The organism is Burkholderia singularis, assembly GCF_001718875.1.
GTDB classification, from domain to species: Bacteria; Pseudomonadota; Gammaproteobacteria; order Burkholderiales; family Burkholderiaceae; genus Burkholderia; species Burkholderia singularis.
Genome location: NZ_CP013448.1, coordinates 800,928 through 823,634, shown reverse-complemented (window position 1 = coordinate 823,634; position 22,707 = coordinate 800,928). Strand labels below are relative to the sequence as shown.

The 22,707-nt window shown below is 65.2% G+C and carries 20 protein-coding genes; 2 read left to right on the top strand and 18 right to left on the bottom strand.

Annotated features, from left to right (window positions below):
• Positions 1-222 precede the first annotated feature (222 nt).
• A complete protein-coding gene (locus AQ611_RS03760; RefSeq protein ID WP_069233747.1) occupies positions 223-699 on the top strand; it encodes a DciA family protein in 477 nt (158 codons plus the stop codon).
• Positions 700-924: 225 nt separating this feature from the next.
• Here the strand turns inward: AQ611_RS03760 and lpxC are convergent, their stop codons facing one another.
• The 18 genes from lpxC to coq7 all read right to left on the bottom strand — a co-directional run bounded on the left by lpxC (position 925) and on the right by coq7 (position 21,180).
• A complete protein-coding gene (gene lpxC / locus AQ611_RS03755; RefSeq protein ID WP_059569006.1) occupies positions 925-1,842 on the bottom strand; it encodes a UDP-3-O-acyl-N-acetylglucosamine deacetylase in 918 nt (305 codons plus the stop codon).
• 250 nt (positions 1,843-2,092) lie between these two features.
• Complete coding sequence (locus AQ611_RS03745; RefSeq protein ID WP_059515775.1) at positions 2,093-2,599, bottom strand: peroxiredoxin; 507 nt, start codon at positions 2,597-2,599, stop codon at positions 2,093-2,095.
• Positions 2,600-2,785: 186 nt separating this feature from the next.
• Positions 2,786-3,982 carry a cell division protein FtsZ gene (gene ftsZ / locus AQ611_RS03740; RefSeq protein WP_059516068.1) on the bottom strand — a complete coding sequence of 399 codons (1,197 nt, stop codon included), beginning with the start codon at positions 3,980-3,982 and terminating at the stop codon, positions 2,786-2,788.
• A gap of 183 nt (positions 3,983-4,165) precedes the next feature.
• Positions 4,166-5,398 (bottom strand): cell division protein FtsA, encoded by a 1,233-nt coding sequence (gene ftsA, locus AQ611_RS03735; RefSeq protein WP_059515773.1) that lies wholly within the window; start codon positions 5,396-5,398, stop codon positions 4,166-4,168.
• 26 nt (positions 5,399-5,424) lie between these two features.
• On the bottom strand, positions 5,425-6,177 hold the full coding sequence (locus AQ611_RS03730; protein ID WP_069233746.1) for a cell division protein FtsQ/DivIB: 753 nt from the start codon (positions 6,175-6,177) through the stop codon (positions 5,425-5,427).
• A 25-nt stretch (positions 6,178-6,202) separates the two neighbouring features.
• On the bottom strand, positions 6,203-7,141 hold the full coding sequence (locus AQ611_RS03725; protein WP_059515770.1) for a D-alanine--D-alanine ligase: 939 nt from the start codon (positions 7,139-7,141) through the stop codon (positions 6,203-6,205).
• 1 nt (position 7,142) lies between these two features.
• A complete protein-coding gene (gene murC, locus AQ611_RS03720) occupies positions 7,143-8,540 on the bottom strand; it encodes a UDP-N-acetylmuramate--L-alanine ligase (protein ID WP_059515768.1) in 1,398 nt (465 codons plus the stop codon).
• Entirely contained in the window at positions 8,537-9,640 is a 1,104-nt protein-coding gene (murG, locus tag AQ611_RS03715) for an undecaprenyldiphospho-muramoylpentapeptide beta-N-acetylglucosaminyltransferase (protein WP_059515766.1), read from the bottom strand. Before murG ends, murC begins: the two co-directional genes overlap by 4 nt.
• On the bottom strand, positions 9,637-10,926 hold the full coding sequence (gene ftsW / locus AQ611_RS03710; RefSeq protein WP_069233745.1) for a putative lipid II flippase FtsW: 1,290 nt from the start codon (positions 10,924-10,926) through the stop codon (positions 9,637-9,639). Before ftsW ends, murG begins: the two co-directional genes overlap by 4 nt.
• Positions 10,923-12,437 (bottom strand): UDP-N-acetylmuramoyl-L-alanine--D-glutamate ligase, encoded by a 1,515-nt coding sequence (gene murD, locus AQ611_RS03705; RefSeq protein ID WP_069235118.1) that lies wholly within the window; start codon positions 12,435-12,437, stop codon positions 10,923-10,925. The genes ftsW and murD overlap by 4 nt, the downstream gene beginning before the upstream one ends.
• A 25-nt stretch (positions 12,438-12,462) precedes the next feature.
• On the bottom strand, positions 12,463-13,632 hold the full coding sequence (gene mraY, locus AQ611_RS03700; RefSeq protein ID WP_059515762.1) for a phospho-N-acetylmuramoyl-pentapeptide-transferase: 1,170 nt from the start codon (positions 13,630-13,632) through the stop codon (positions 12,463-12,465).
• Positions 13,633-13,649: 17 nt separating this feature from the next.
• Positions 13,650-15,056, bottom strand: a complete 1,407-nt coding sequence (locus tag AQ611_RS03695; protein ID WP_069233744.1) for a UDP-N-acetylmuramoyl-tripeptide--D-alanyl-D-alanine ligase — start codon at positions 15,054-15,056, stop codon at positions 13,650-13,652.
• The gene (locus tag AQ611_RS03690; protein ID WP_069233743.1) at positions 15,053-16,597 is read right to left on the bottom strand and encodes a UDP-N-acetylmuramoyl-L-alanyl-D-glutamate--2,6-diaminopimelate ligase; all 1,545 of its coding nucleotides are present in this window, start codon (positions 16,595-16,597) and stop codon (positions 15,053-15,055) included. Before AQ611_RS03690 ends, AQ611_RS03695 begins: the two co-directional genes overlap by 4 nt.
• On the bottom strand, positions 16,594-18,447 hold the full coding sequence (locus AQ611_RS03685) for a peptidoglycan D,D-transpeptidase FtsI family protein (protein WP_069233742.1): 1,854 nt from the start codon (positions 18,445-18,447) through the stop codon (positions 16,594-16,596). Before AQ611_RS03685 ends, AQ611_RS03690 begins: the two co-directional genes overlap by 4 nt.
• Complete coding sequence (gene ftsL / locus AQ611_RS03680) at positions 18,444-18,776, bottom strand: cell division protein FtsL (protein WP_059515754.1); 333 nt, start codon at positions 18,774-18,776, stop codon at positions 18,444-18,446. Before ftsL ends, AQ611_RS03685 begins: the two co-directional genes overlap by 4 nt.
• Positions 18,773-19,714 (bottom strand): 16S rRNA (cytosine(1402)-N(4))-methyltransferase RsmH, encoded by a 942-nt coding sequence (gene rsmH / locus AQ611_RS03675; RefSeq protein ID WP_059515752.1) that lies wholly within the window; start codon positions 19,712-19,714, stop codon positions 18,773-18,775. Before rsmH ends, ftsL begins: the two co-directional genes overlap by 4 nt.
• 23 nt (positions 19,715-19,737) lie before the next feature.
• A complete protein-coding gene (gene mraZ / locus AQ611_RS03670) occupies positions 19,738-20,166 on the bottom strand; it encodes a division/cell wall cluster transcriptional repressor MraZ (protein ID WP_038754498.1) in 429 nt (142 codons plus the stop codon).
• Positions 20,167-20,553: 387 nt separating this feature from the next.
• Entirely contained in the window at positions 20,554-21,180 is a 627-nt protein-coding gene (gene coq7, locus AQ611_RS03665; protein WP_059515750.1) for a 2-polyprenyl-3-methyl-6-methoxy-1,4-benzoquinone monooxygenase, read from the bottom strand.
• 274 nt (positions 21,181-21,454) lie between these two features.
• Here coq7 and AQ611_RS03660 point away from each other — a divergent pair, with 274 nt between their 5' ends.
• A complete protein-coding gene (locus AQ611_RS03660) occupies positions 21,455-22,615 on the top strand; it encodes a porin (RefSeq protein ID WP_059515748.1) in 1,161 nt (386 codons plus the stop codon).
• Positions 22,616-22,707: the final 92 nt, after the last annotated feature.

The following is a 22,707-nucleotide window of genomic DNA, read 5'->3' as shown; positions in this document are numbered from 1 at the left end:
GAGCCTCGGCGGCTGAGCGTAGAGGTGAATTCAAACGACGAATTTTAGCACGCGCACTACTACGCACCGGAGACTTCGGCGGCAGGCGCAGCGGCCACGATTTGCGCTTGGCACCGAGCGCAGGCGTGCCGGGCGGCGCGCGGGCGCGCCGAGGTACAATCGGCGCATTGCCGCACCGCCCGGCCGCGCGAGCCGCCGCGCGCGAGCTGCCTGCTCTCCACCATGAACCGACCTCCGAAGCATCAGCATTTCACCCACTGGGCGCGACCGCAAGCGGCCGCCGACGTGCTCAAGCGCACCGATGCGTTCGCCGCGTTGCGCGCGGGCGTCGAGCAGGTCGCCGCGCTCAAGCGGGATCTCGCCGCATTGCTCCCCGATTACCTGGCCAACCATGTCGAACCGGGCTTCATCAAGGACGGCGCGCTCGCGCTCTTCGCCGCGCACAACGCGCTCGCCGCGCGGCTGCGGCAAGTCGAGCCGCGCCTGGTCGCAGACTTGCAGGCGCGCGGCTGGCCCGTTGCGTCGCTGAAAATCAAGGTCCGGCCGCGGCCTGCCCCCGAACCACCGCCGATTAAGCAGGCGCGGATGTCGCAGGCGGGCGCGGACGCGCTGCGCCGCCTCGCGGATACGCTCGAGCCGTCACCTTTGCAGGCGGCGCTCGAACGAATGGTCGCACGTCACGCAAAAGCACCGCGATGACCGGCGCGGGCGCGCCCCGCCGGCCGGCGGTTCGCGCTGCCGCTGCGCCCAGCCCGTCAGCCGCCCGCGCACCCCGTTGCGGCTCGATGCATATCGCCGTCAGCGAACCTGCGTCCGGCTCCGCCGGGCAGGCCCGAGCACCAAACCAAGGCGTGCCCCAAAAAGAAAAGCGGCCCGCAGGCCGCCTTTGCGATTTCCGCCGCGCTTTTCAGCGCGCTCAGCGCATCACGCAAATGCCGTTTGCGCATCGAAGCCGAAGCCGTTCGGCGCGGCCTTCGGATCGTCGAACGTGACGATCTCGTAAGCGTCCTCGTGCGCAAGCAACTCGCGCAGCAGCGCGTTGTTCAGACCGTGGCCCGATTTATACGCGGTATACGACGCCAGCAGCGGATGGCCGACCACATAGAGATCGCCGATCGCGTCGAGCATCTTGTGCTTGACGAATTCGTCGTCGTAACGCAAGCCGTCGTTGTTCAGGATACGGTATTCGTCGAGCACGATTGCGTTGTCCATGCTGCCGCCGCGCGCAAGCCCAAGCTCACGCATCATCTCGACCTCGTGCGCGAAGCCGAACGTGCGCGCACGCGCGATCTCGCGCACATACGACGTATTCGCGAAATCGACCTCGAGCGCCTGGCCCGTCTTATCGACGGCCGGATGGCGGAAATCGATCGTGAACTTCAACTTGAAGCCGAAGTACGGTTCGAGCCGCGCGAACTTGTCGCCGTCGCGGACCTCGACGGGCCTCGTCACCTTGATGAACTGCTTCGGCGCATTCTGCTCTTCGATGCCAGCCGACTGGATCAGGAACACGAACGACGCCGCGCTGCCGTCCATGATCGGGATTTCCTCGGCGGTCACGTCGATATACAGATTGTCGATCCCCAGGCCCGCACACGCGGACATCAGATGCTCGACCGTCGATACGCGCACGCCGTCCTTTTGCAGCACGGATGCGAGCCGCGTGTCGCCGATCGACAGCGCCGATGCGGGAATGTCGACGGGCGTCGGCAGATCGACGCGCGAGAATACGATGCCCGTGCCGGGCGCGGCGGGACGCAGCGTCAGCTCGACCTTGCGCCCCGAATGCACGCCGATGCCGACGGTCTTGACAATCGATTTGATAGTGCGCTGCTTCAACATGGTGACAGTCTTCTTGATTGAGATTTTCAATCAGGAGTTTTATTTGATAGATGAGATTATAGCGTAATTCCCTATTTCTCGCCGTGCCGATCAACGTTTCAAACTGTTTCGACGCATTACCCTGACGAATGCGAGACGGGCCGGCGCCCGGAACGGAGGCGTTCCCGGTCGTCGGCCCGTGTTACAACTTCGCAGCCGGCGCGCCGCTGCGTTGCTCAAAGACAACGGCGGGCAACGGCATCGCGCATGTTCAGCGCGTCAAACTCGCCAGCACGCTTGCCGCATCGCTGACTTCGAACTTGCCCGGCATATCGACGAACAGCGTCTTGACCACGCCGTCGTCGACCACCATCGCGTAGCGTCGGGAACGCGTCCCCATGCCGCGCGCGGACAAATCCTGCGTAAGACCCAGCGCATGAGTGAAAGCCGCGCTGCCGTCCGCCATCATACGCACCTTGCCCGCGGTGTGCAGATCGCGTCCCCAAGCGCCCATCACGAATGCGTCGTTGACAGCAACGCACCAGATCTCGTCGACACCCGCCGCGCGCAACCGCTCGGCATGTTCGACGTAGCCCGGCACATGCTGCGTCGAGCAAGTCGGCGTGAACGCGCCCGGCAATCCGAAGATCGCCACGCGCCTGCCCGCCGTCTGCTCGCGCACGCTGAAGGCGTTCGGCCCCAGCGTGCAGCCCACGCGCGCGTCGTCGAGATACTCGAAGAGTTCCGCGTCGGGCAGCGTGTCGCCCACTCGAATCATTGCTGGTTCTTCCTCTTGCGATACGGCCATTTGCAACAGACGACGCGGCCCGGCCAGCCTCGCACGAGCGAAGCGGGCAATGCGCCCGGCCCGGCGTCGCAAGCGACGCGGCCTGTGATGAGCCGTTTCATCCGTCACGTCGGCCCGTGCCGCGCGTGCATCACGCGGCGCGAAGCAGCTCGCGCGTCAGTCGGCCTGCTTGCGCAGGAAAGCCGGAATGTCGTAGGTGTCGACACCCTTCTCCTGCAGCGCCTGCACGTGCGATGCGGCCGTCTCGCGCGAATTGCGCCATACGGCCGGCGTATCGAACGCGCCATAGTCGCCGGTGCTCACGTGATGCGAGTTTGCGTAGCCGTGCTGTGCCGCGGCAACCGGCTGGTTGTCCGTACCGGTGCGCAGCAGCGTCATCGGCGCCGATTGCTGCTTCTTCACCGCGCGGCCCAGGCCGGTGGCCACCACCGTCACGCGCAGCGCGTCGCCCATCGCGTCGTCGTACACCGCGCCGAAAATCACCGTCGCATCTTCCGCCGCGTAGCTCTTGATCGTGTTCATCACTTCGCGCGTTTCCGACAAGCGCAGCGAACGGCTCGACGTGATGTTGACCAGCACGCCGCGCGCGCCCGACAGATCGACGCCTTCGAGCAGCGGGCTCGCCACCGCCTGTTCCGCCGCAAGGCGCGCGCGATCGACGCCTGCGACCGTCGCCGTGCCCATCATCGCCTTGCCCTGCTCGCCCATCACCGTCTTCACGTCTTCGAAGTCGACGTTCACGAGGCCATCGACATTGATGATCTCGGCAATGCCCGCGACCGCGTTATTGAGCACGTCGTCGGCGCACTGGAAGCACTTGTCCATCTCGGCGTCGTCGCCCATCACTTCGAACAGCTTGTCGTTCAACACGACGATCAGCGAATCGACGTGATCTTCCAGCTGCTGCGAACCGGCTTCCGCGACGCGCATGCGCTTGCCGCCTTCGAACTCGAACGGCTTGCTGACCACGCCGACGGTCAGAATCCCCATCTCCTTGGCGATCTGCGCGACGACGGGCGCCGCGCCGGTGCCGGTGCCGCCGCCCATGCCGGCCGTAATGAACACCATGTGCGCGCCGCGCAGCGCGTCGGCGATGCGCTCGCGCGCTTCCTCGGCCGCCGCACGGCCCATTTCCGGTTTCGCGCCGGCGCCGAGGCCGGTGTTGCCGAGCTGAATCACGGACGGCGCGCGCGAACGCGACAGCGCCTGCGCATCGGTATTCATCACGACAAAATCGACGCCCTGCACGCCTTTGTTGATCATGTGCTGCACGGCGTTACCGCCCGCGCCGCCAACGCCGATCACTTTGATGATCGTGCCGTTGGTCTCGGTTTCCAGCATTTCGAATTCCATCATTGCCTCCGTCAAGAAAATAACCGCTATTCGGCCGTTATTCGGCGAAAGATCGGGCAACCTTCCGTCGCGCGCCGGCCGCCGGCACCGGCGCGTATTGCGAAACCGCTTTGAAGAAAACACTGGGCCGCCCAGGTTTTCCCGCTTTTCGGATCTGGCGCACGCCGCCCGATCCGAACGTGTTTAAAAGTTGCTGAGGAACCAGTCCTTCATCCGCGAGAAGATCTGGCCCGCGGAGCCGGATTGCACCGCGACCTTGCGCCCGCGCATGCGTTGCGCGCTGCCTTCGACGAGCAGGCCCATCGCTGTCGAATAGCGCGGATTGCGCACGACGTCGGCCAAGCCTCCCGCGTATTCCGGCGCGCCGATGCGCACCGGCTTCAGGAAGATGTCCTCGCCCAATTCGACCATGCCCGGCATCATCGCAGCACCGCCTGTCAGCACGACACCAGAACTGAGTAACTCTTCGTAACCAGACTCGCGCACCACCTGCTGCACGAGCGAAAACAATTCCTCGACGCGCGGCTCGATCACGGCCGCGAGCGCCTGCCGCGACAGCGTGCGCGGCCCGCGCTCGCCCAGGCCCGGCACTTCGACCATCTCGTCCGGATCGGCGAGCGCCTGCTTCGCGATTCCATAGCCGACCTTGATGTCTTCCGCGTCCGGCGTCGGCGTGCGCAGCGCCATTGCGATATCGCTCGTGATCTGATCGCCCGCGATCGGAATCACCGCGGTATGACGGATCGCGCCTTCGGCGAAGATCGCGATGTCGGTCGTGCCGCCGCCGATATCGACGAGCACCACGCCGAGATCCTTCTCGTCCTCGGTCAGCACCGCAAGCGACGATGCGAGCGGCTGCAGGATCAAATCGTTCACTTCGAGCCCGCAGCGGCGCACGCACTTGACGATGTTCTGCGCGGCGCTCACCGCGCCCGTCACGATATGGACCTTCACCTCGAGGCGGATGCCGCTCATGCCGATCGGCTCGCGCACGTCCTCTTGGCCGTCGATGATGAATTCCTGCGTGAGGATGTGCAGCACCTGCTGGTCGGTCGGGATGTTGATCGCCTTCGCGGTCTCGATCACGCGCGCAACGTCCGTCTGCGTGACCTCCTTCTCCTTGATCGCGACCATCCCGCTCGAATTGAAGCTGCGGATGTGGCTGCCGGCGATCCCGGTGAAAACGTTCGTGATCTTGCAGTCGGCCATCAGCTCCGCTTCCTCGAGCGCGCGCTGAATCGATTGCACGGTGGCCTCGATGTTCACCACCACGCCTTTCTTCAGCCCCTTCGACTCGCTCTGGCCGAGGCCGATCACCTCATAGTGACCCTCGCCCTTCAGCTCGGCGACGACGGCCACCACCTTCGACGTACCGATGTCGAGGGCAACCAGCAGATCCTTGTAGTCTTTGCTCATAGAGTGCTCTTGCGTGTGATGTCGTGTTACTTCTTGCCTTTGTCGGCGTCGCTCAGAAACCGCATGCCGGCCGCCCGGATCGCAAACCCGTTCGGGTAGCGCAAATCCGCATACTCGATATCGCCGCCCCAGCGGCGCGTGACGGACGGCCACGCGGAGACGAGGCGGCGGACCCGGTCTGACAGCGTGTCGTTGTTGCGCTCGCGGCCAAGCTCCACCTGCATACCGTTGGACAGCTTCACCGTCCATGCGTAACGCGGCGACAGCGTCACTTCCTCCGGCGTCGCGTTGAGCGGCGCAAACCATTTGACGAAATCGCGATAATGCGCGACCACCTCCTTCGCGCTGCCCTCCGGCCCATCGAACGCGGGCAATTCGTCTTCGAGTTCGCCCTGATTCGCGGTAAAGAGTTCGCCGTCTACGCTCACGAGCTGATCGTGGCCCCAGGTGCCGAGCGGCTTGTATTCCTCGAGTGTCACGGCCAGCGCGTTCGGCCAAACCCGCCGCACGCTCGCATGGCGCACCCACGGCATCTGCTCGAACGCGGCGCGCGCGAGATCGAGATCGACGGTGAAGAAATTGCCCTTGAGCCGGCCGACGACACCCGCGCGCACGGTCGGCGTGTTGATGTGCTCGGTGTCGCCGTCGATCCGGATCTCGCGCAATGCGAACGCCGGGCGCTGGATCAGCCAATAGCAGCCGGCCGCCGCCAACACGAGCAGCAGCAGCGCGTACAACGCGCTGGCGGCAAGGTTCAGTTGGCGAACGTTATTCCACATGGTTCAAATCCGGTCCCGCATCCAATCAATCGAGCGTCAATGACAGCACTTTCACGACCAGCTCCGAATAGCCGATGCCGACCGCGCGCGCCGCCTTCGGCGGCAACGAGTGATCGGTCATCCCCGGCGCGGTGTTGACTTCGAGGAAGTACGGATTGCCGTCGGCATCCAACATGAAATCCGCGCGGCCCCAATCGGTACAACCGAGCACATCGAACGCGCGGCGCGCGAGGCGTTTGAATTCCGCTTCCTTCGCCGCGTCGATTCCGCACGGAATCAGGTACTGCGTATCGTCCGCGACATACTTCGCGTGATAGTCGTAGAACTCGCCGGCGGGCACGATCTTGATGAGCGGCAGATCGAGATCCGCGGCAATGCACGCGGTGTACTCGCCTCCGCCTTCGATGCTCTTCTCGACAATCACGATCTTGTCGTGTTTCGCCGCCTCCGCCAGCGCGGCAGGCAACGTATCGGCGCTTTTTACTTTCAGCACCGCGACGCTCGAGCCCTCGCTCGCCGGCTTCACAAACAGCGGCAAGCCGAGCTTCGCGACGATGTCGTTCGCGCGCGCCGTGTAATCGTCGCCGCGCATGACGGTCTCGAACGGCGGCGTCGGAATCCCCGTTTGCTGCCAGACGAGCTTCGTGCGGAATTTGTCGAGCCCGAGCGCTGAGCCGAGCACGCCGCTGCCCGTATAGCGAATGCCGTAAAAATCGAGCGCGCCCTGGATTTGGCCGTTCTCGCCATAACCGCCATGCAACGCGTTGAATGCACGCGCGAAGCCCTCGTCCTTCAGCGCCGACAGCGGCCGCTCCGCCGGATCGAACGGATGCGCATCGATGCCCGCGTCGCGCAGGCCTTGCAGCACCAGCCGGCCGGAATTCAGCGACACCTCGCGCTCGGCGGATTGCCCGCCGAGCAGCACTGCCACCTTGCCGAAACGTTTCGGATCGATCCCGCTCATGTCATCCCTTCTGTTGTGTGTCTCGCGCGAGCTTGCCCGGCACCCCGCCGATCGAGCCCGCCCCCATCGTAATCACCACGTCGCCCGCCGTCGCGATGCGCGCGATCGCCTCGGGCAGTGCGTCGATCGTGTCGACGAACACCGGCTCGACCTTGCCCGCCGCGCGCAGCGCGCGAGACAGCGCGTCGCCGTTCGCGGTCGGAATCGGCGCTTCGCCCGCCGCGTACACTTCGGTCAGCACGAGCGCATCGACCGTCGACAGCACGTTGACGAAATCGTCGAAGCAATCGCGCGTGCGCGTGTAACGGTGCGGCTGGAACGCGAGCACGAGCCGGCGGCCGGCAAACGCGCCGCGCGCGGCGGCGATCGTCGCCGCCATCTCGACCGGATGGTGACCGTAATCGTCGATCAGCGTGTACGCGCCGCCGTGCGCGAGCGGCACTTCGCCGTAGCGCTGAAAACGCCGGCCGACGCCGGTGAATTCCGAAAGCGCCTGCTGGATCGCCGCGTCGTCGACGCCGAGATCGGTCGCGATCGCGATCGCCGCGAGCGCGTTCTGCACGTTGTGCAGCCCCGGCAGATTCAACACGACGGGCAGCGGCGCGCGCCCTTCGCGCCGCACCGTGAAATGCATCCGGCCGTCGCGAGCCTCGACCTGCTCCGCGCGCACCTGCGCGTCCGCCGCGAGCCCGTAGCGCACCACGGGCCTCGAGATCAGCGGAATGATCTGACGCACGTTCGGATCGTCGACGCACACGACCGCGCTGCCATAGAACGGCAGCCGCTGCGTGAACTCGATGAACGCCTGCTTGAGCCGCGCGAAATCGTGGCCGTAGGTATCCATGTGATCGGCGTCGATGTTCGTGATCACCTCGATCACCGGATACAGGTTCAGGAACGACGCGTCGGACTCGTCCGCTTCGGCGACGATGAAATCGCCCGTGCCGAGCCGCGCGTTCGCGCCCGCGCTCGTCAGGCGCCCGCCGATCACGAACGTCGGATCGAGCCCGCCCGCGGCGAGCACGCTCGCCACCAGGCTCGTCGTGGTGGTCTTGCCGTGCGTGCCGGCGATCGCGATCCCCTGCTTCAGGCGCATCAGCTCCGCGAGCATCACCGCGCGCGGCACGATCGGCACGCGCAGACGGCGTGCGGCGAGCACCTCCGGATTGTCCGAGCGCACCGCGCTCGACACGACCACCGCATTCGCACCTTCGATGTTCGCCGCGTCATGGCCGATCGACACGCGCGCGCCGAGCGCCTCGAGGCGCTCGGTCACCGCGTTGCGCGCGAGATCGGAGCCGCTCACCTGGTAACCCAGGTTCACGAGCACTTCGGCAATGCCGCTCATGCCCGCGCCGCCGATTCCGACGAAATGAATATGTTTGACGATGTGTTTCATTGCTTTCCTTCCAGCCTCGCGCCCGCCGCCGCCGCGCACACCTGCGCGACTTCGTCGGTGGCGTCCGGCTTGGCGAGCGAGCGCGAACGCTCGGCCATCGCCGCGAGCGATTCCCGCGACTGGCCGCGCAACCAATCGGCGAGCAGTTCGGCCGACAGGTCGCGTTGCTGCACCAGCACTGCCGCGCCTTGTTCGGCCAGGAACGCGGCGTTGGTCGTCTGATGATCGTCGACCGCATACGGAAACGGCACGAACAGCGCCGCCACCCCCACCGCCGCGATTTCCGCGACCGTCATCGCGCCGGAGCGGCAAATCACCAGATCGGCGCTCGCATACGCGCTCGCCATGTCGTCGATGAACGGCACAAGCTCGACGTCGCGGCCGGCCGCGAGCCCGGCTGCCGCGTAATTCTCCCTGAGCGTATCGATGTGTTTCGCGCCCGCCTGATGGACCACTTGCGGCCGCTCGCCGGCAGCGAGCAGCGCCAGCGCGCGCGGCACGACCTCATTCAACGCCGCGGCCCCCAGACTGCCGCCGACGACGAGCAGCTTGAGCTTGCCGCTGCGCGCCGCATAGCGTGCTTGGGGTGATTCCGTGCGCGCAAGTTCCGCACGAATCGGATTACCCGTCCATTGCGCATGCGGCAACGCGCCGGGAAACGCCACGAGCACGCGCTTCGCAAGCTTCGCGAGCACCCGGTTCGTCAGTCCCGCGATCGAATTCTGCTCGTGCAGCACGAGCGGACGCCCCGTCAGCGTCGCCATCAGACCGGCCGGAAACGTGATGTAGCCACCCATGCCGAGCACGACGTCGGGCTTCACGCGCGACAGCGCGCCCAAACTCTGCGCACACGCGCGCAGCAGATTGAACGGCAGCGCGAGCTTCGTTTTCAGCCCTTTGCCGCGCAGCCCGCCGAAGTTCACATATTCCATCGGGATGCCGTGCTTCGGCACGAGCGTCGCTTCCATGCCGGCCGGATTGCCGAGCCAAACGACCCGCCAGCCCTGCGCCTGCATCCGGTGCGCGACCGCAAGCCCCGGAAACACGTGGCCCCCGGTGCCGCCCGCCATCACCATCAGCGTGCGCTGCGCCGCGCTCATACCTTCCCTCCGCGCATCAGCACCCTGTTTTCATAATCGACGCGCAACAGCACCGCCAGCGCGACGCAGTTGAGCAGAATGCCCGAGCCGCCATAACTGACGAGCGGCAAAGTCAAGCCTTTGGTCGGCAGCAAGCCCAGATTCACGCCCATATTGATGAACGCTTGCGCGCCGAACCAAATGCCGACGCCCTTTGCCATCAGGCCCGCGAACGTGCGGTCGAGCGCAAGCGCCTGACGGCCGATCTCGAACGCGCGGCGCACGATCCAGTAAAAAAGCAGGATCACGACGAGCACGCCGATGAAGCCCAACTCCTCGCCAATCACCGCGAGAATGAAGTCGGTATGCGCTTCCGGCAGATAGTTGAGCTTCTCGACGCTGCCGCCGAGGCCGACGCCGAACCACTCGCCGCGCCCGAACGCGATCAGCGAATGCGTGAGCTGATACGCCTTGCCCTGCGCATAGCGCTCGTCCCACGGATCGAGATACGCGAAGATCCGCTCGCGCCGCCACGGCGAAAGCCAGACCAGCATCGTGAACGTGCCGACCGCGGTCGCGACGAGGCCGCCGAACAGCTTGCCGTTCACGCCGCCGAGGAACAGCACGCCCATCGCGATCGCCGCGATCACCATGAACGCGCCCATGTCAGGCTCCAGCAGCAGCAGCGCGCCGACGAGGCCCACCGCGCACGCCATCGGCAAGAAGCCTTTCGCGAAGCTCTGCATGTATTCCTGCTTGCGAACCGTGTAGTTCGCCGCATAGATCGTCACCGCGAGCTTCATGATCTCTGACGGCTGCATGTTCGTGATGCCCAGCGGAATCCAGCGGCGCGCGCCGTTCACGCCCTTGCCGACATGCGGAATCAGCACGATCACGAGGCCGACGAGCGCGATCAGGAACAGATGCGGCGCATATTTATCCCACGTCGAAACCGGCACGCGGAACGCGATCACCGCCGCGACGAACGCGACGACGAGCGACACGACGTGACGCAGCAGGAACGCATAATCGTGATACGACGCGTATTTCGGCGAATCCGGCATCGCGATCGAAGCCGAATACACCATCACGACCCCGAGTCCAAGCAGCGCAACGGCAACCCACAGCAGCGAATAGTCGAAATCGAGCATGCGCGAGCGAGTCGGGCGCGCGCCGTTGACGACGCTTGCGAGCCCCGTCGTGATGCGCGACGAACCGGACGCGCTGCGGGCCGCCGAGCGCGATGCGCCGCCGCCCGCGTCGCGCGCGTTGTTGAAACGGAAAACGAAGCGATCGGACCAGCTCATAACGTCGTTCCTTTTTCCAAGGCGATGTCTTCGACCGCGCTACGGAACACGTCGGCCCGATGCGCATAATTCCTGAACATATCGAGGCTCGCGCATGCGGGCGACAGCAATACCGCGTCGCCCGGCTGCGCGAGCGCGCTCGCCGCGCGCACCGCCGCCTCGAGCGTCGCATGCTCGGCAAGCGGCACGCCGGCATCGGCCAGCGCCGCGCGGATCGCGCCCGCGTCGCGGCCGATCAGCATCACCGCACGGCACCAGCGCGCGACGGGCGCCGCGAGCGGCGCGAAATCCTGACCCTTGCCGTCGCCGCCCGCGATCAGCACCGTGCGCTGCGCCAGCCCGTCGAGCGCGGCGACGGTCGCACCGACGTTGGTGCCCTTGCTGTCGTCGACGTAATCGATGCCGTCGAGCGTCGCGATCACCTCGACCCGGTGCGGCTCGCCCCGGTATTCGCGCAAGCCGTGCAACAGCGGCGCGGCCGGCAGATCGATCGCGCGCGCGAGCGCATAGGCGGCGAGCGCGTTCGCCGCGTTGTGCAACCCACGGATGCGCAACGCGTCGGCGGGCATCAGGCGCTTCATGCCGATATCCGGCATGCGCGCGGCGTCCTGCCTGCGGCGCCGCGACGTCGGGGCGCCTGCATCGGCCGCGTCGCGGTCGACCGCCTCGACAAGCCACGCGATCCCGTTGTCGCGCGACAAACCGTAATCGCCGTCGGCGCCCGGCTCGTTCAAGCCGAACGTGACGGCGCGCGGCGCATCGGCCGCCGCGGGCGCGGGCGCGAACTTCATCACCTCGGCGTCGTCGCGGTTCAGCACGCGCACCGTGCGCGGCCCGAAGATCCGGCCCTTCGCGGCCGCGTAGGCGGCAAAGCCGCCGTGCCAGTCGAGATGGTCCTGCGTGATATTGAGAATCGCCGCGGCGTCGGGCGCGAACGTATGCGCGGTTTCGAGCTGAAAGCTCGACAGCTCGAGCACCCAGACGTCCGGCAGCGCGGCCGCGCCGATCGCTTCGGCGAGCTTGTCGAGCATCGCCGGGCTGATATTGCCCGCAACCGCGACCTTCCTGCCCGCGCGTTCGCACAACAGGCCCGTGAGGCTCGTCGTGGTCGTCTTGCCGTTCGTGCCGGTAATCGCGATCACCTTCGGTGCGTAGCCGCTCGCGCCAAGCGCCTTCAATGCCTGCGCGAAGAATTCGAGTTCGCCCCACACCGGCACGCCCCGCTCGCGCGCGGCAGCGACGAGCGGCGCGACGTCATCGGCAAGCGGCGACAAGCCGGGGCTCAGCGCAACGAGTTCGATCCCGCCGTCGAGCAGCGCCGGCGCAAACGCACCGCCGACGAATTCGGCGTCGATTCCCGCAGCGGCAAGCGCGTCAAGATTGGGCGGGGTCTCGCGCGTATCGGCAATGCGCAGCCGGCACCCGTGCGTCGCGCACCATCGCGCGATCGCGAGGCCCGATTCGCCGAGCCCCAACACGAGCACCATCGGCCGCTGCCGATCTCCGAACATCTCGCCAAACATCCTGAGCTTCCCTTTACCGCAGCTTGAGGGTGGACAAACCGAACAGGCAGAGCATCAACGTGATGATCCAGAAACGCACCACCACCTGCGTTTCCTTCCAGCCCGACAACTCGAAATGGTGATGCAGCGGCGCCATCTTGAAGATGCGCCGCCCTTCGCCGTAACGGCGCTTCGTGTACTTGAACCACGTGACCTGCAGCATCACCGACAGCGTCTCGGCAACGAAGATGCCGCCCATGATGAAAAGCACGATTTCCTGCCGCACGATCACGGCGACCGTGCCGAGCGCGCCGCCCAGCGCGAGCGCGCCGACGTCGCCCATGAACACCTGCGCGGGGTGCGTGTTGTACCAGAGGAACGCAAGCCCCGCGCCCCCCATCGCCGAGCAGAAGATCAGCAGCTCGCCCGCACCCGGAATGTGCGGAAACAGCAGATATTTCGAATAGACGGCGCTGCCCATCACGTAAGCGAACACGCCGAGCGACGCGCCGACCAGCACGACCGGCATGATCACGAGGCCGTCAAGGCCGTCGGTCAGGTTCACCGCGTTGCTTGCGCCGACGATCACGAAATACGTGAGCGCGATGAAACCCCAGACGCCGAGCGGATAGCTGATCGACTTGAGAAACGGCAGCAGCAGATCCGCGCGCGCGGGCAGCCCCATCGACAGCCCGCTTTGCACCCACGCGATGAACAGATCGAACACCCGCGCGTTATTCGCCTCGGACACGCTGAATGCCAAATAAACGGCCGCGAAGAGGCCGATCACCGATTGCCAGAAATACTTCTCGCGCGACGACATCCCGCGCGGGTCCTTGTAGACGACCTTCCGGTAATCGTCGACCCACCCGATCACGCCGAAGCCGAACGTGACAAGCATCACGATCCAGATGAAACGGTTCGTCAGATCGCCCCACAGGAGCGTCGCGACCGCGATGCCGATCAGAATCAGCACGCCGCCCATCGTCGGCGTGCCCGATTTCACGAGATGCGTTTGCGGACCGTCCTTGCGCACCGCCTGGCCGACCTTCATCTCGGTGAGCTTGCGAATCACCCACGGACCGCAGACGAGGCCGATCACGAGCGCCGTGATCGTGGCCATCACCGCCCGGAACGTCAGGTACGTGAACAAGCGCAAAAAGCTTGCGTCACTTTGCAGCCATTGCGCCAACGCCAGCAGCATGCTCTTACTTCCTTTCTTCAGTGTGCGCCGGGCGCAGTGCCCGGCGCGGTTGCGTTCGCGAGCGCGTCGACCACGCGCTCCATCTTCATGTACCGCGAGCCTTTGACCAGCAGCGTCGCGCGCGCGCCGAAGCCCGCCGCGCCGAGCGCGGCGATCAACGCCTGCGCGTCGTCGAAACGCTGCGCGCCGGCGCCATACGCATCGCATGCCGGCTGCGTGGCCGCGCCGAGCGCGAAGAGCGCATCGATTCCGCGCTCGCGCGCGTATGCGCCAATCTCGCGATGGAACGCCGGCCCTTCGTCGCCGACCTCGCCCATCTCGCCGATCACGAGCACCCGCGGGGCGGACTGCGCAGCGAGCACGTCGATCGCGGCGCGCATCGAATCCGGGTTCGCGTTGTAGGTGTCATCGATCAACGTCGCACCGGCGAGCAGGCCGGCGGTCGCGCGCTTGATCTGCAACCGCCCTTTCACCGGCTCGAATGCCTCGAGCCCGGCCTTGACCGCGGCAAGCGGCACGCCTGCCGCGAGTGCCGCCGCCGTCGCCGCGAGCGCGTTGCGCGCGTTGTGCTCGCCGAGCGCACGCAATTGCACGTCGATGCTGCCGTCCGGCGTCTCGATTGCCAAACGGTTGCCGTCGAGCGTGCCCGTCACGGCGGCGGACGTCGCGGGCACGGCGCCGTGCAGCGCGAAATCGACGATCCGGTTGCCGGTCGCGGCGACGCGCCAGATGCCCGCATACGCGTCGTCAGCCGGAAATACGGCGACACCGTCCGGCCCGAGCGCGTGAATCACCGAGGCATGCTCGAGCGCGACCGCCTCGACCGTCGCCATGAATTCCTGATGCTCGCGCTGCGCGTTGTTGACGAGCGCGACCGTGGGCGCGGCGATCCGCGCGAGCGTTTCGGTCTCGCCCGGATGGTTCATCCCGAGTTCGACAACCGCGAGCCGGTGCGCGGCGCACAGACGCAGCAGCGTGAGCGGCAGGCCGATGTCGTTGTTCAAATTGCCCGACGTCGCAAGCCGCGCCTGCTCGCCGACCGCCGCCGAAAAGATCGCCGCGATCATCTCCTTGACGGTCGTCTTGCCGTTGCTGCCCGTCACCGCGACGACCGGCACCGCGAAGCGCGTGCGCCAGCCGTGCGCCAGCGCGCCGAGCGCCGCGCGCGTATCGGCAACCTTCAGCGCAGGCAAATGCCACTCGGCCGGGCTGCGCGAGACCAGCGCCGCGCTCACCCCGCGAGCGGCGACGTCGTTCAAGAAATCGTGCGCATCGAAACGCTCGCCCTTCAGCGCGACGAACAGATCGCCCGGCCCCGCCGTGCGGCTGTCCGTCGACACTCGCGCAAACGATGCGTGCTCGTCGCCCAGCACGGTTGCGCCTGGGATCATCGCGGCGGCCTCGCGCAAAGTCAGCATTGTCATTCGCCACCTCCGCGCACCTGCGTCGTGCGTGCGGCCAGCGCGAGACGCGCATGGTCCTGATCGGAAAACACGCGCTTCTTGCCCATGATTTCCTGCGTCGCCTCGTGCCCCTTGCCGGCAAGCAGCACGACATCGTCGCGCGAGGCGCCGCGCACCACCTGCAGGATCGCACTGGCGCGATCCTCGAGCCGGCGCGCGCGCGCGGGCTCCCGCATCCCGGCGACGATCTGCTCGATGATCCTTTGCGGATCCTCGCTGCGCGGGTTGTCGCTCGTCACGACGACCTTGTCGGCGAGACGCTCGGCGATCGCGCCCATCAGCGGGCGCTTCGTCGGATCGCGATCGCCGCCGCAGCCGAACATGCAGACAAGTTCGCCGCCGCGCGCCTGGGCGATCGGGCGCAGCGCATCGAGCGTTTTCTCGAGCGCGTCGGGCGTATGCGCATAATCGACGACGACGAGCGGCTCGTCATTCTGCAGCCGGCCGCCGAGCCGCTGCATCCGGCCGTTCACCGGTTCGAGCCCTTCGAGCTCGGCAATCGCCGTGTCGAACGGCACATCGGCCGCGAGCAACGCACCAAGCACCGCGAGCAGATTGCTTACGTTGAACGCGCCGAGCGTGCTGGCCTCGACGTCCGCGTCGCCCCACGGCGACGTCACGCGGAACGCGGTGCCTGTCGCCGTCGCGCGGATATCGGTCGCGACAAGTTCGCGATCCGCGCCTATGGCATCGGTACCTGCGCCGATGCCATAGGCGAGCGTGTTCACGCGGCCGGCGAGCGACGCCAGCAAACGCCGGCCAGCCGCATCGTCGCGATTGACGACCGCCGCCCGCAGCCCGGGCCACGCAAAGAGCCGGGCCTTCGCCGCCTCATAGGCTTCGAATGTACGGTGATAGTCGAGATGGTCTTGCGTGAGATTCGTGAAGACCGCGATGTCGAACGCGGTGCCGTTCACGCGCCCCTGATGCAGCGCATGCGACGATACTTCCATCGCCACCGCCTGGGCGCCGGCGTCGCGCAATTTCGCGAGGCTGCGCTGCAGTTGCGGCGCATCGGGCGTCGTGAAACCCGTATGCACGAGTTGGCCCGGCATCCCGCTGCCGAGCGTGCCGATCACCGCGCACGGCCGCCGCAGCGCGGACAGCGCCGCGGCGATCCACTGCGTGCACGAGGTCTTGCCATTCGTCCCCGTCACGCCGATCGTGAGCAACGCATCGCTCGGATCGCCATACCAGCCGCTCGCTATCTCGCCCGCGAGCGCATCGAGCGCGGGAACGGCGAGAGACATCGCCGGATCGAGTTTCGCGGCATCGAAATTTTCCGGTTGATACAACACAGCGGCCGCGCCACGCGCGAGCGCGTCGGCAATGAACGGGCGATTGTCCGCACCGTCGACCGCATACGCGAAAAACACGTCGCCTGCCTGCACGCTGCGCGTGTCGGCGTGCAACTGCGCGCCCGCCGCCGCATGTGCGCGCAGCCACGCAAGCGCGGCCGCGATTTGAGGATGCGCCGGATGAGAACTGCGCACGGCGCTCATCGAACAACTCCAGGATGGTTATGTGTCGTACTCGACACGGTGATGCGCTTGGCCGGCGTCGCTGCAGACAGCTTGTGCGGCGCGGCGTCGTGCGCGCCGCTCGCGGCGTCGCCGGACACGACGAGCTGCTTGACCGGCATGTTGGGCGGCACATTCAGCGCGCGCAGCGTATCGCCTGCGATCGCCGAAAATACGGGACCGGACACCTGGCCGCCGAAGTGGCTGCCCGTCGTCGGCTCGTCGACCGACACCGCGACGACGATGCGCGGATTCGGCATCGGCGCCATGCCAATGAACGACGCGCGATACTTTTTGTGATCATAGCCACGGCCAACCTGCTTGTATGCGGTGCCGCTCTTGCCGCCGACGCGATAGCCGGGCACCGCCGCATCGGGCGACGTGCCGCCGGGCGCGACGACGGTTTCGAGCATCGCGCGCACTTCGCGCGCGGTCGTCGGCGCGAAAACCTGCGGGCCGCTTGGCGGCTGCTCGTCGTTGGTCTTGAAGATCGTGAGCGGCATCAGTTCGCCGTCGTGCGCGATTGCCGTGTACGCGCGCGCAAGCTGAAACAGCGACACCGACAACCCATAGCCATACGACATCGTCGCCTGCTCGATCCGGCGCCAGCTCTTCCACGGCCGCAAACGCCCGGCCGCCGCGCCCGGAAAACCGACCTTCGGCGCCTGCCCGAGCCCGATGCTCGTATACATATTCCACATTTCCTCGGGCCGCATCGTCATCGCAATCTTCGTCGCGCCGATATTGCTCGATTTCTGGATCACGCCGCCCACCGTCAGCGTGCCGAACCCCGCATCGTCGGTAATCGGCGCGCCGTCGAGCACGAAATGACCATTGCCCGTGTTGACGAGCGTCGAAGGCGTCACGCGATGCAAATCGAGCGCGAGCGACACCGTGAGCGGCTTCATGATCGAACCCGGCTCGAACACGTCGGTCAACACGCGATTGCGCAACTGCTCGCCCGTCAGGTGCGAGCGGTCGTTCGGGTTGTAAGTCGGATAATTGACGAGCGACAACACCTCGCCCGAGCGCACGTCGACCACGACCGCCGCGCCCGCCTTCGCATGGAATTTTTCGACGGCCGCCTTCAGATTCGTATAGGTGATGTACTGAATCTTGCTGTCGATCGACAACCCCACGTCCGTCCCGTCGTGCGGAGGAAGCTGCTCGTCGACATCCTCGACGATATGTCCCATCCGGTCCTTGATCACGCGCCGGCTGCCGGATGCGCCGGCGAGCAGCTTCTGGTCCGCGAGCTCGACGCCCTCCTGTCCCTCATCCTCGACATTCGTGAAGCCGATCAGATGTGCGGTGATCTCGCCTTCCGGATAGAAGCGCTTGTATTCGCCACGCTGATAGATGCCGGGAATGTCGAGCTTCGCGACCTGATCGGCAACATTGAGCGGCACCTGACGCTTCACGTAGACGAACGTCTTGTCCTCCGACAGCTTCGCCCTCAGTTCCTTCGTAGTCATCCCGAGCAGCTTGCCGAGCGCGACGAGCTTGTCGCCGCCGAAATCGTCCGGCACGTCGGCCGGAATCGCCCAGATCGCGCGCACCGGCAAACTCGTCGCGAGCACGAGGCCATTGCGGTCGAGAATCTTGCCGCGCGTCGCCGGCAACTCGAGCGTGCGCTGATAACGGCTCTCGCCCTGCTTCTGATAGAACGCGTTGCCGGGCCCCTGAATCCAGAACGCACGCGCGGCGAGCGCGACGAACGCCATGAACAGCAGGAACACGACGAACTTCGAGCGCCACATCGGCAGGTGCACCGACAACACGGGGCTCGATGCGAATTTCACGCCTTGCGCACGTTTCGACGCCGGCTTCATCGCGCGCCTCCCCGAGCCGCGACGGCGCTGGACGGCGGCGGCGCATCGGCCGCCTTCGCGTCGCCGGACGGCGCCGTCAGATATTGCGTGCGTCCCGTCGAGATCGGCTGCATCTTCAGCGAACTCGTCGCGAGCTGCTCGATGCGCGATGTCTTCGACAACGCGCTTTGCTGATACTGAAGCTGCGCGTAGTCCTGCTGAAGCTGATGCTCCTGAGATTGCGCGCGTTGCAGCTGAATGAAGATCTGCCGCTGCTGGTTCGTCGAATTGACGACCGACAGCGCGCACCCCATCACGATGATCAGCAGAAAGATATTGAGGCGGCTCATGGCGCGACGCGCTCCGCGATACGCATCACCGCCGAGCGGGCGCGCGGATTGGCCGAGACTTCCGCGTCGCCCGGGAATTTGCGGCCGAGCAGCTTGAGCGGCGGACTGGGCAGATCGACGGCGCGAATCGGCAGACGACGATCGACAGCAGGCGCACTCGCATGCGCCTGCATGAATCGCTTGACGATCCGGTCCTCCAGCGAATGAAAGCTGATGACCACGAGCCGCCCCCCTTGCTCCAACGCCGTCAATGCTGCCTCTAGAACGACTTGCAGGTCCGCAAGCTCTTGATTGACGTGAATCCGTATAGCTTGAAAGGTGCGGGTTGCCGGATCCTTGCCCTTCTCACGGGTCTTGACGACGTGACCCACGATTTGGGCAAGCTCGCGCGTGCTGTCGAGAGGCCCGAGACGGTCGGACTCTGCCCGGCGAGCAGCAATCGCCTTTGCAATCTGAAAAGCAAACCGTTCTTCCCCATAATCCCGTATCACCTCCGTCAATTCCTGCACCGACGCTCGCGCGAGCCACTCAGCCGCCGATTCACCGCGCGTCGGGTCCATCCGCATATCGAGCGGGCCGTCCGCCCGAAAGCTGAAGCCGCGCTCCGGATCGTCGACCTGTGGCGACGACACGCCCAAATCCAGCAACACGCCCGACACCCGCCCTACTCCACGCTCGGCCAATGCGCCGGCGAGCGACGCGAAGCTGTCGTGAACAATCTCGAAGCGCGCGTCCCCGATGCCCGCAGCCGTTTCGATCGCACGCGGATCCTTGTCGAACGCGATCAGCCGGCCTGCCGGCGCGAGCCGCGCGAGCACCGCGCGGCTATGACCGCCGCGCCCGAACGTGCCGTCGACATAAATGCCGTCGGGCCGCGCCACGAGCGCATCGACCGCCTCATCCAACAGCACCGTGCGATGCTGCAATTCGTTTCCCATCGCGGGCGCCTTCCTCACCGCAATCAGAACGTGAAATTCTTCAGCGCCTCGGGCATGCCCTGCGCCATCGCTGCCTGCTCCTTCGCGATGTAGGTCTGCGCATCCCACAGCTCGAAGTGACTTCCCATTCCCAGCAACATGACTTCCTTTTCCAGCCCGGCCGCCATCCGCAGCTCGGGAGACACGAGAATCCGGCCCGCGCTGTCGAGATCGACATCCATCGCGTTGCCCAGAAAAATGCGGCGCCACCAGTGCGCGTCCATCGGCAGCGCGGCAATCTTCGCGCGGAACACTTCCCATTCAGGACGCGGAAACAGCAACAGGCAGCCGTCCGGGTGCTTGGTCACAGTCACCCGTCCTTCTGCCTGTCCTTGCAGCGCCTCGCGATAGCGGGACGGCACCGACATCCGTCCTTTCGCATCGAGCGTCAGCGCCGACGCCCCTTGAAACACGTTTCCGCTCTCCCGATCAGGGCGCCGAAGAACCCGCCCAACGCTGAAAATTTAGCCGGAAAACCCCGGCAAATCACACAAAAATACACTTTCTCACACTGTCTCCCACTTTAGAGGAAGGCCTATGGACGGTCAAGGGAGACGGCCGATTTTTTGACGAATTTTGTTATTCAGAACAAGGACTTACGCGCATCACCTCAAGTCACCCGTCATGCCAAAAAACGTTATAAATGAATGGACTAGTGCAATTTGTGAAAGTGGTACATGAGAAGCACGCCCCAGATCGGCGCGGCGGCAGGGATTTCAGAAGGGAAAACAGCAGAGGAAAAACGGCGGGGATCGTCAGCGTCCGGAGCGGCACGAATACGGCCGTTCCGGACCGACTATTTAAAGATAGTAGGCAGTGCTTGTCATCACTTTCGACGCGGCGCGCATCAGCATACGCGCCGGCCGCGGCAGCTCGATTCCACCCGCTTCGGTCGCCGTCTTGCCGTGCTTGATTTCGTCGATGCGCATTTGCTCGACGATCGCGCGCGACTCGACGTCCGCCGCCGGCAAAGCGGATAAGTGGCTGTCGAGATGGCTCTCGACCTGACGCTCCGTTTCAGCCATGAACCCGAGGCTCACCTTGTCGCCGAACCGCCCGGCAATGACGCCGATCGCGAGTGCGCCCGCATACCACAGCGGATTCAGCAAGCTCGGCCGGGAATCGAGCGTCTTCAGGCGGTGCGCGGTCCATGCGAGATGATCCTCCTCTTCGCACGCAGCCTCGTCGAACATTTCCTTGAGCGCACTCGATGACGTCGTGAGCTTCTGCGCCTGATAAAGCGCCTGCGCGCATACCTCGCCGACATGATTCACCCGCATCAATCCCGCCGCATGCTTGCGCTCGGCAGCGGTAAGTTCGGCGCTCGCCTCAACGGCAGGCGCGGGCACCGGCCGGCTCATTCGGCTCACGCCCGTCATCGAGCGCAAGCCCCGGTCAAATTCACTGATCAACTCGTCGAACACCATTGCGTTTCTCCATGCCGACGCGCCGCTTTTCGTAAGGAAAGCGTAACAAATCAATTGCTTATGCTTATTACGGTAGCGCCGGAAATAGCGGTTAACCCGTGATTTTACCCATTGTTGCATAAAGGAAACATGAGGAATCTCATGTCGCGCTTTCCCTTTGTCGCCTTTAGTCCATTTGCTAAATTACGAGCGCTTCTGTCGAAGTTCGAGCAGGCCCGAGACCTCAATACATACGATGGCCGCCACAAAAAATTTCATATTTGGAGATCTTTCAATGAAGAAATCGCTTTTCGCGCTCGTCGCGTTGAGCGCGTTTGCTGGCGCGGCGCACGCGCAAAGCAGCGTGACGCTCTACGGCATCATCGACGAAGGCTTCAACATCAATACGAATGCGGGCGGCAAGCATAAGTACGACCTGACGAGCGGCGTCATGCAGGGCAGCCGCTGGGGTCTGCGCGGCACCGAAGATCTCGGCGGCGGACTGAAAGCCGTCTTCGTGCTCGAAAACGGCTTCAACGCCAGCACCGGCCAAATCAACCAAGGCGGCCTTGAATTCGGTCGCCAGGCCTATGTCGGCCTATCAAGCGGCTTCGGCACGGTCACGCTCGGCCGCCAATATGACTCTGTCGTCGATTTCGTCGGCCCGCTCGCCGTCGGCGATCAGTGGGGCGGCTACATTGCCGCGCACCCCGGCGACCTCGACAACTTCAACAACGCCTATCGCGTGAACAACGCAATCAAGTTCACGAGCGCAAACTACGGCGGCTTCACGTTCGGCGGCCTGTACAGCCTCGGCGGCATCGCCGGCGATTTCAGCCGCAACCAGACTTGGTCGCTCGGCGCCGGCTACACGAACGGCCCGCTCTCGCTGGGTGTCGGCTATTTGAACGCGCGCACGCCGTCGACATCGGGCGGCCTGTTCGGCAACAACACGACGTCGAGCACCCCGGCTGCCGTGACGTCTCCCGTCTATGCCGGCTACGCTTCCGCGCATACGTACCAGGTGATCGGCGCGGCCGCGGCGTACACGATCGGCGCTGCCACGATCGGCGCGACGTACTCGAACATCAAGTTCATGAACTTCTCGAGCGCCGTGTTCCCGAACCAAACCGCGACGTTCAACAACGGCGAAGTCAGCTTCAAGTATCAATTGACCCCGGCCCTCGTCGCCGGCGCCGCGTATGACTACACGCAAGGCAGCAAGATCGCGGGCCAGTCGGCGGCAAAATATCACCAGGGCTCGGCGGGCGTCGATTATTTCCTGTCGAAACGCACCGACGTCTATGTCATCGGCGTGTACCAGCACGCATCGGGCAACGTGATCGAAGCCAACGGCAATACCATTGGGCCGGCAACCGCTGCGATCAACGGCATCACGCCGTCGTCGAACCGCAATCAGTTCACGGCGCGAGTCGGCATCCGCCACAAGTTCTGATATATGCGCATCAGCGGGTGATGAATATCCCGCAGTTGCTTAAAAGGCGCCCGAGGGCGCCTTTTTTATTGACGATGCCGCTACGCGAAAAA

Excerpts from the sequence above, each read along its gene's own strand:
- AQ611_RS03760 (WP_069233747.1), top strand. The coding sequence starts at position 223 with ATGAACCGACCTCCGAAGCATCAGCATTTCACCCACTGGGCGCGACCG.
- lpxC (WP_059569006.1), bottom strand. The coding sequence starts at position 1,842 with ATGTTGAAGCAGCGCACTATCAAATCGATTGTCAAGACCGTCGGCATC.
- AQ611_RS03745 (WP_059515775.1), bottom strand. The coding sequence starts at position 2,599 with ATGATTCGAGTGGGCGACACGCTGCCCGACGCGGAACTCTTCGAGTAT.
- ftsZ (WP_059516068.1), bottom strand. The coding sequence starts at position 3,982 with ATGGAATTCGAAATGCTGGAAACCGAGACCAACGGCACGATCATCAAA.
- ftsA (WP_059515773.1), bottom strand. The coding sequence starts at position 5,398 with ATGAGCAAAGACTACAAGGATCTGCTGGTTGCCCTCGACATCGGTACG.
- AQ611_RS03730 (WP_069233746.1), bottom strand. The coding sequence starts at position 6,177 with ATGTGGAATAACGTTCGCCAACTGAACCTTGCCGCCAGCGCGTTGTAC.
- AQ611_RS03725 (WP_059515770.1), bottom strand. The coding sequence starts at position 7,141 with ATGAGCGGGATCGATCCGAAACGTTTCGGCAAGGTGGCAGTGCTGCTC.
- murC (WP_059515768.1), bottom strand. The coding sequence starts at position 8,540 with ATGAAACACATCGTCAAACATATTCATTTCGTCGGAATCGGCGGCGCG.
- murG (WP_059515766.1), bottom strand. The coding sequence starts at position 9,640 with ATGAGCGCGGCGCAGCGCACGCTGATGGTGATGGCGGGCGGCACCGGG.
- ftsW (WP_069233745.1), bottom strand. The coding sequence starts at position 10,926 with ATGAGCTGGTCCGATCGCTTCGTTTTCCGTTTCAACAACGCGCGCGAC.
- murD (WP_069235118.1), bottom strand. The coding sequence starts at position 12,437 with ATGTTCGGAGATCGGCAGCGGCCGATGGTGCTCGTGTTGGGGCTCGGC.
- mraY (WP_059515762.1), bottom strand. The coding sequence starts at position 13,632 with ATGCTGCTGGCGTTGGCGCAATGGCTGCAAAGTGACGCAAGCTTTTTG.
- AQ611_RS03695 (WP_069233744.1), bottom strand. The coding sequence starts at position 15,056 with ATGACAATGCTGACTTTGCGCGAGGCCGCCGCGATGATCCCAGGCGCA.
- AQ611_RS03690 (WP_069233743.1), bottom strand. The coding sequence starts at position 16,597 with ATGAGCGCCGTGCGCAGTTCTCATCCGGCGCATCCTCAAATCGCGGCC.
- AQ611_RS03685 (WP_069233742.1), bottom strand. The coding sequence starts at position 18,447 with ATGAAGCCGGCGTCGAAACGTGCGCAAGGCGTGAAATTCGCATCGAGC.
- ftsL (WP_059515754.1), bottom strand. The coding sequence starts at position 18,776 with ATGAGCCGCCTCAATATCTTTCTGCTGATCATCGTGATGGGGTGCGCG.
- rsmH (WP_059515752.1), bottom strand. The coding sequence starts at position 19,714 with ATGGGAAACGAATTGCAGCATCGCACGGTGCTGTTGGATGAGGCGGTC.
- coq7 (WP_059515750.1), bottom strand. The coding sequence starts at position 21,180 with ATGGTGTTCGACGAGTTGATCAGTGAATTTGACCGGGGCTTGCGCTCG.
- AQ611_RS03660 (WP_059515748.1), top strand. The coding sequence starts at position 21,455 with ATGAAGAAATCGCTTTTCGCGCTCGTCGCGTTGAGCGCGTTTGCTGGC.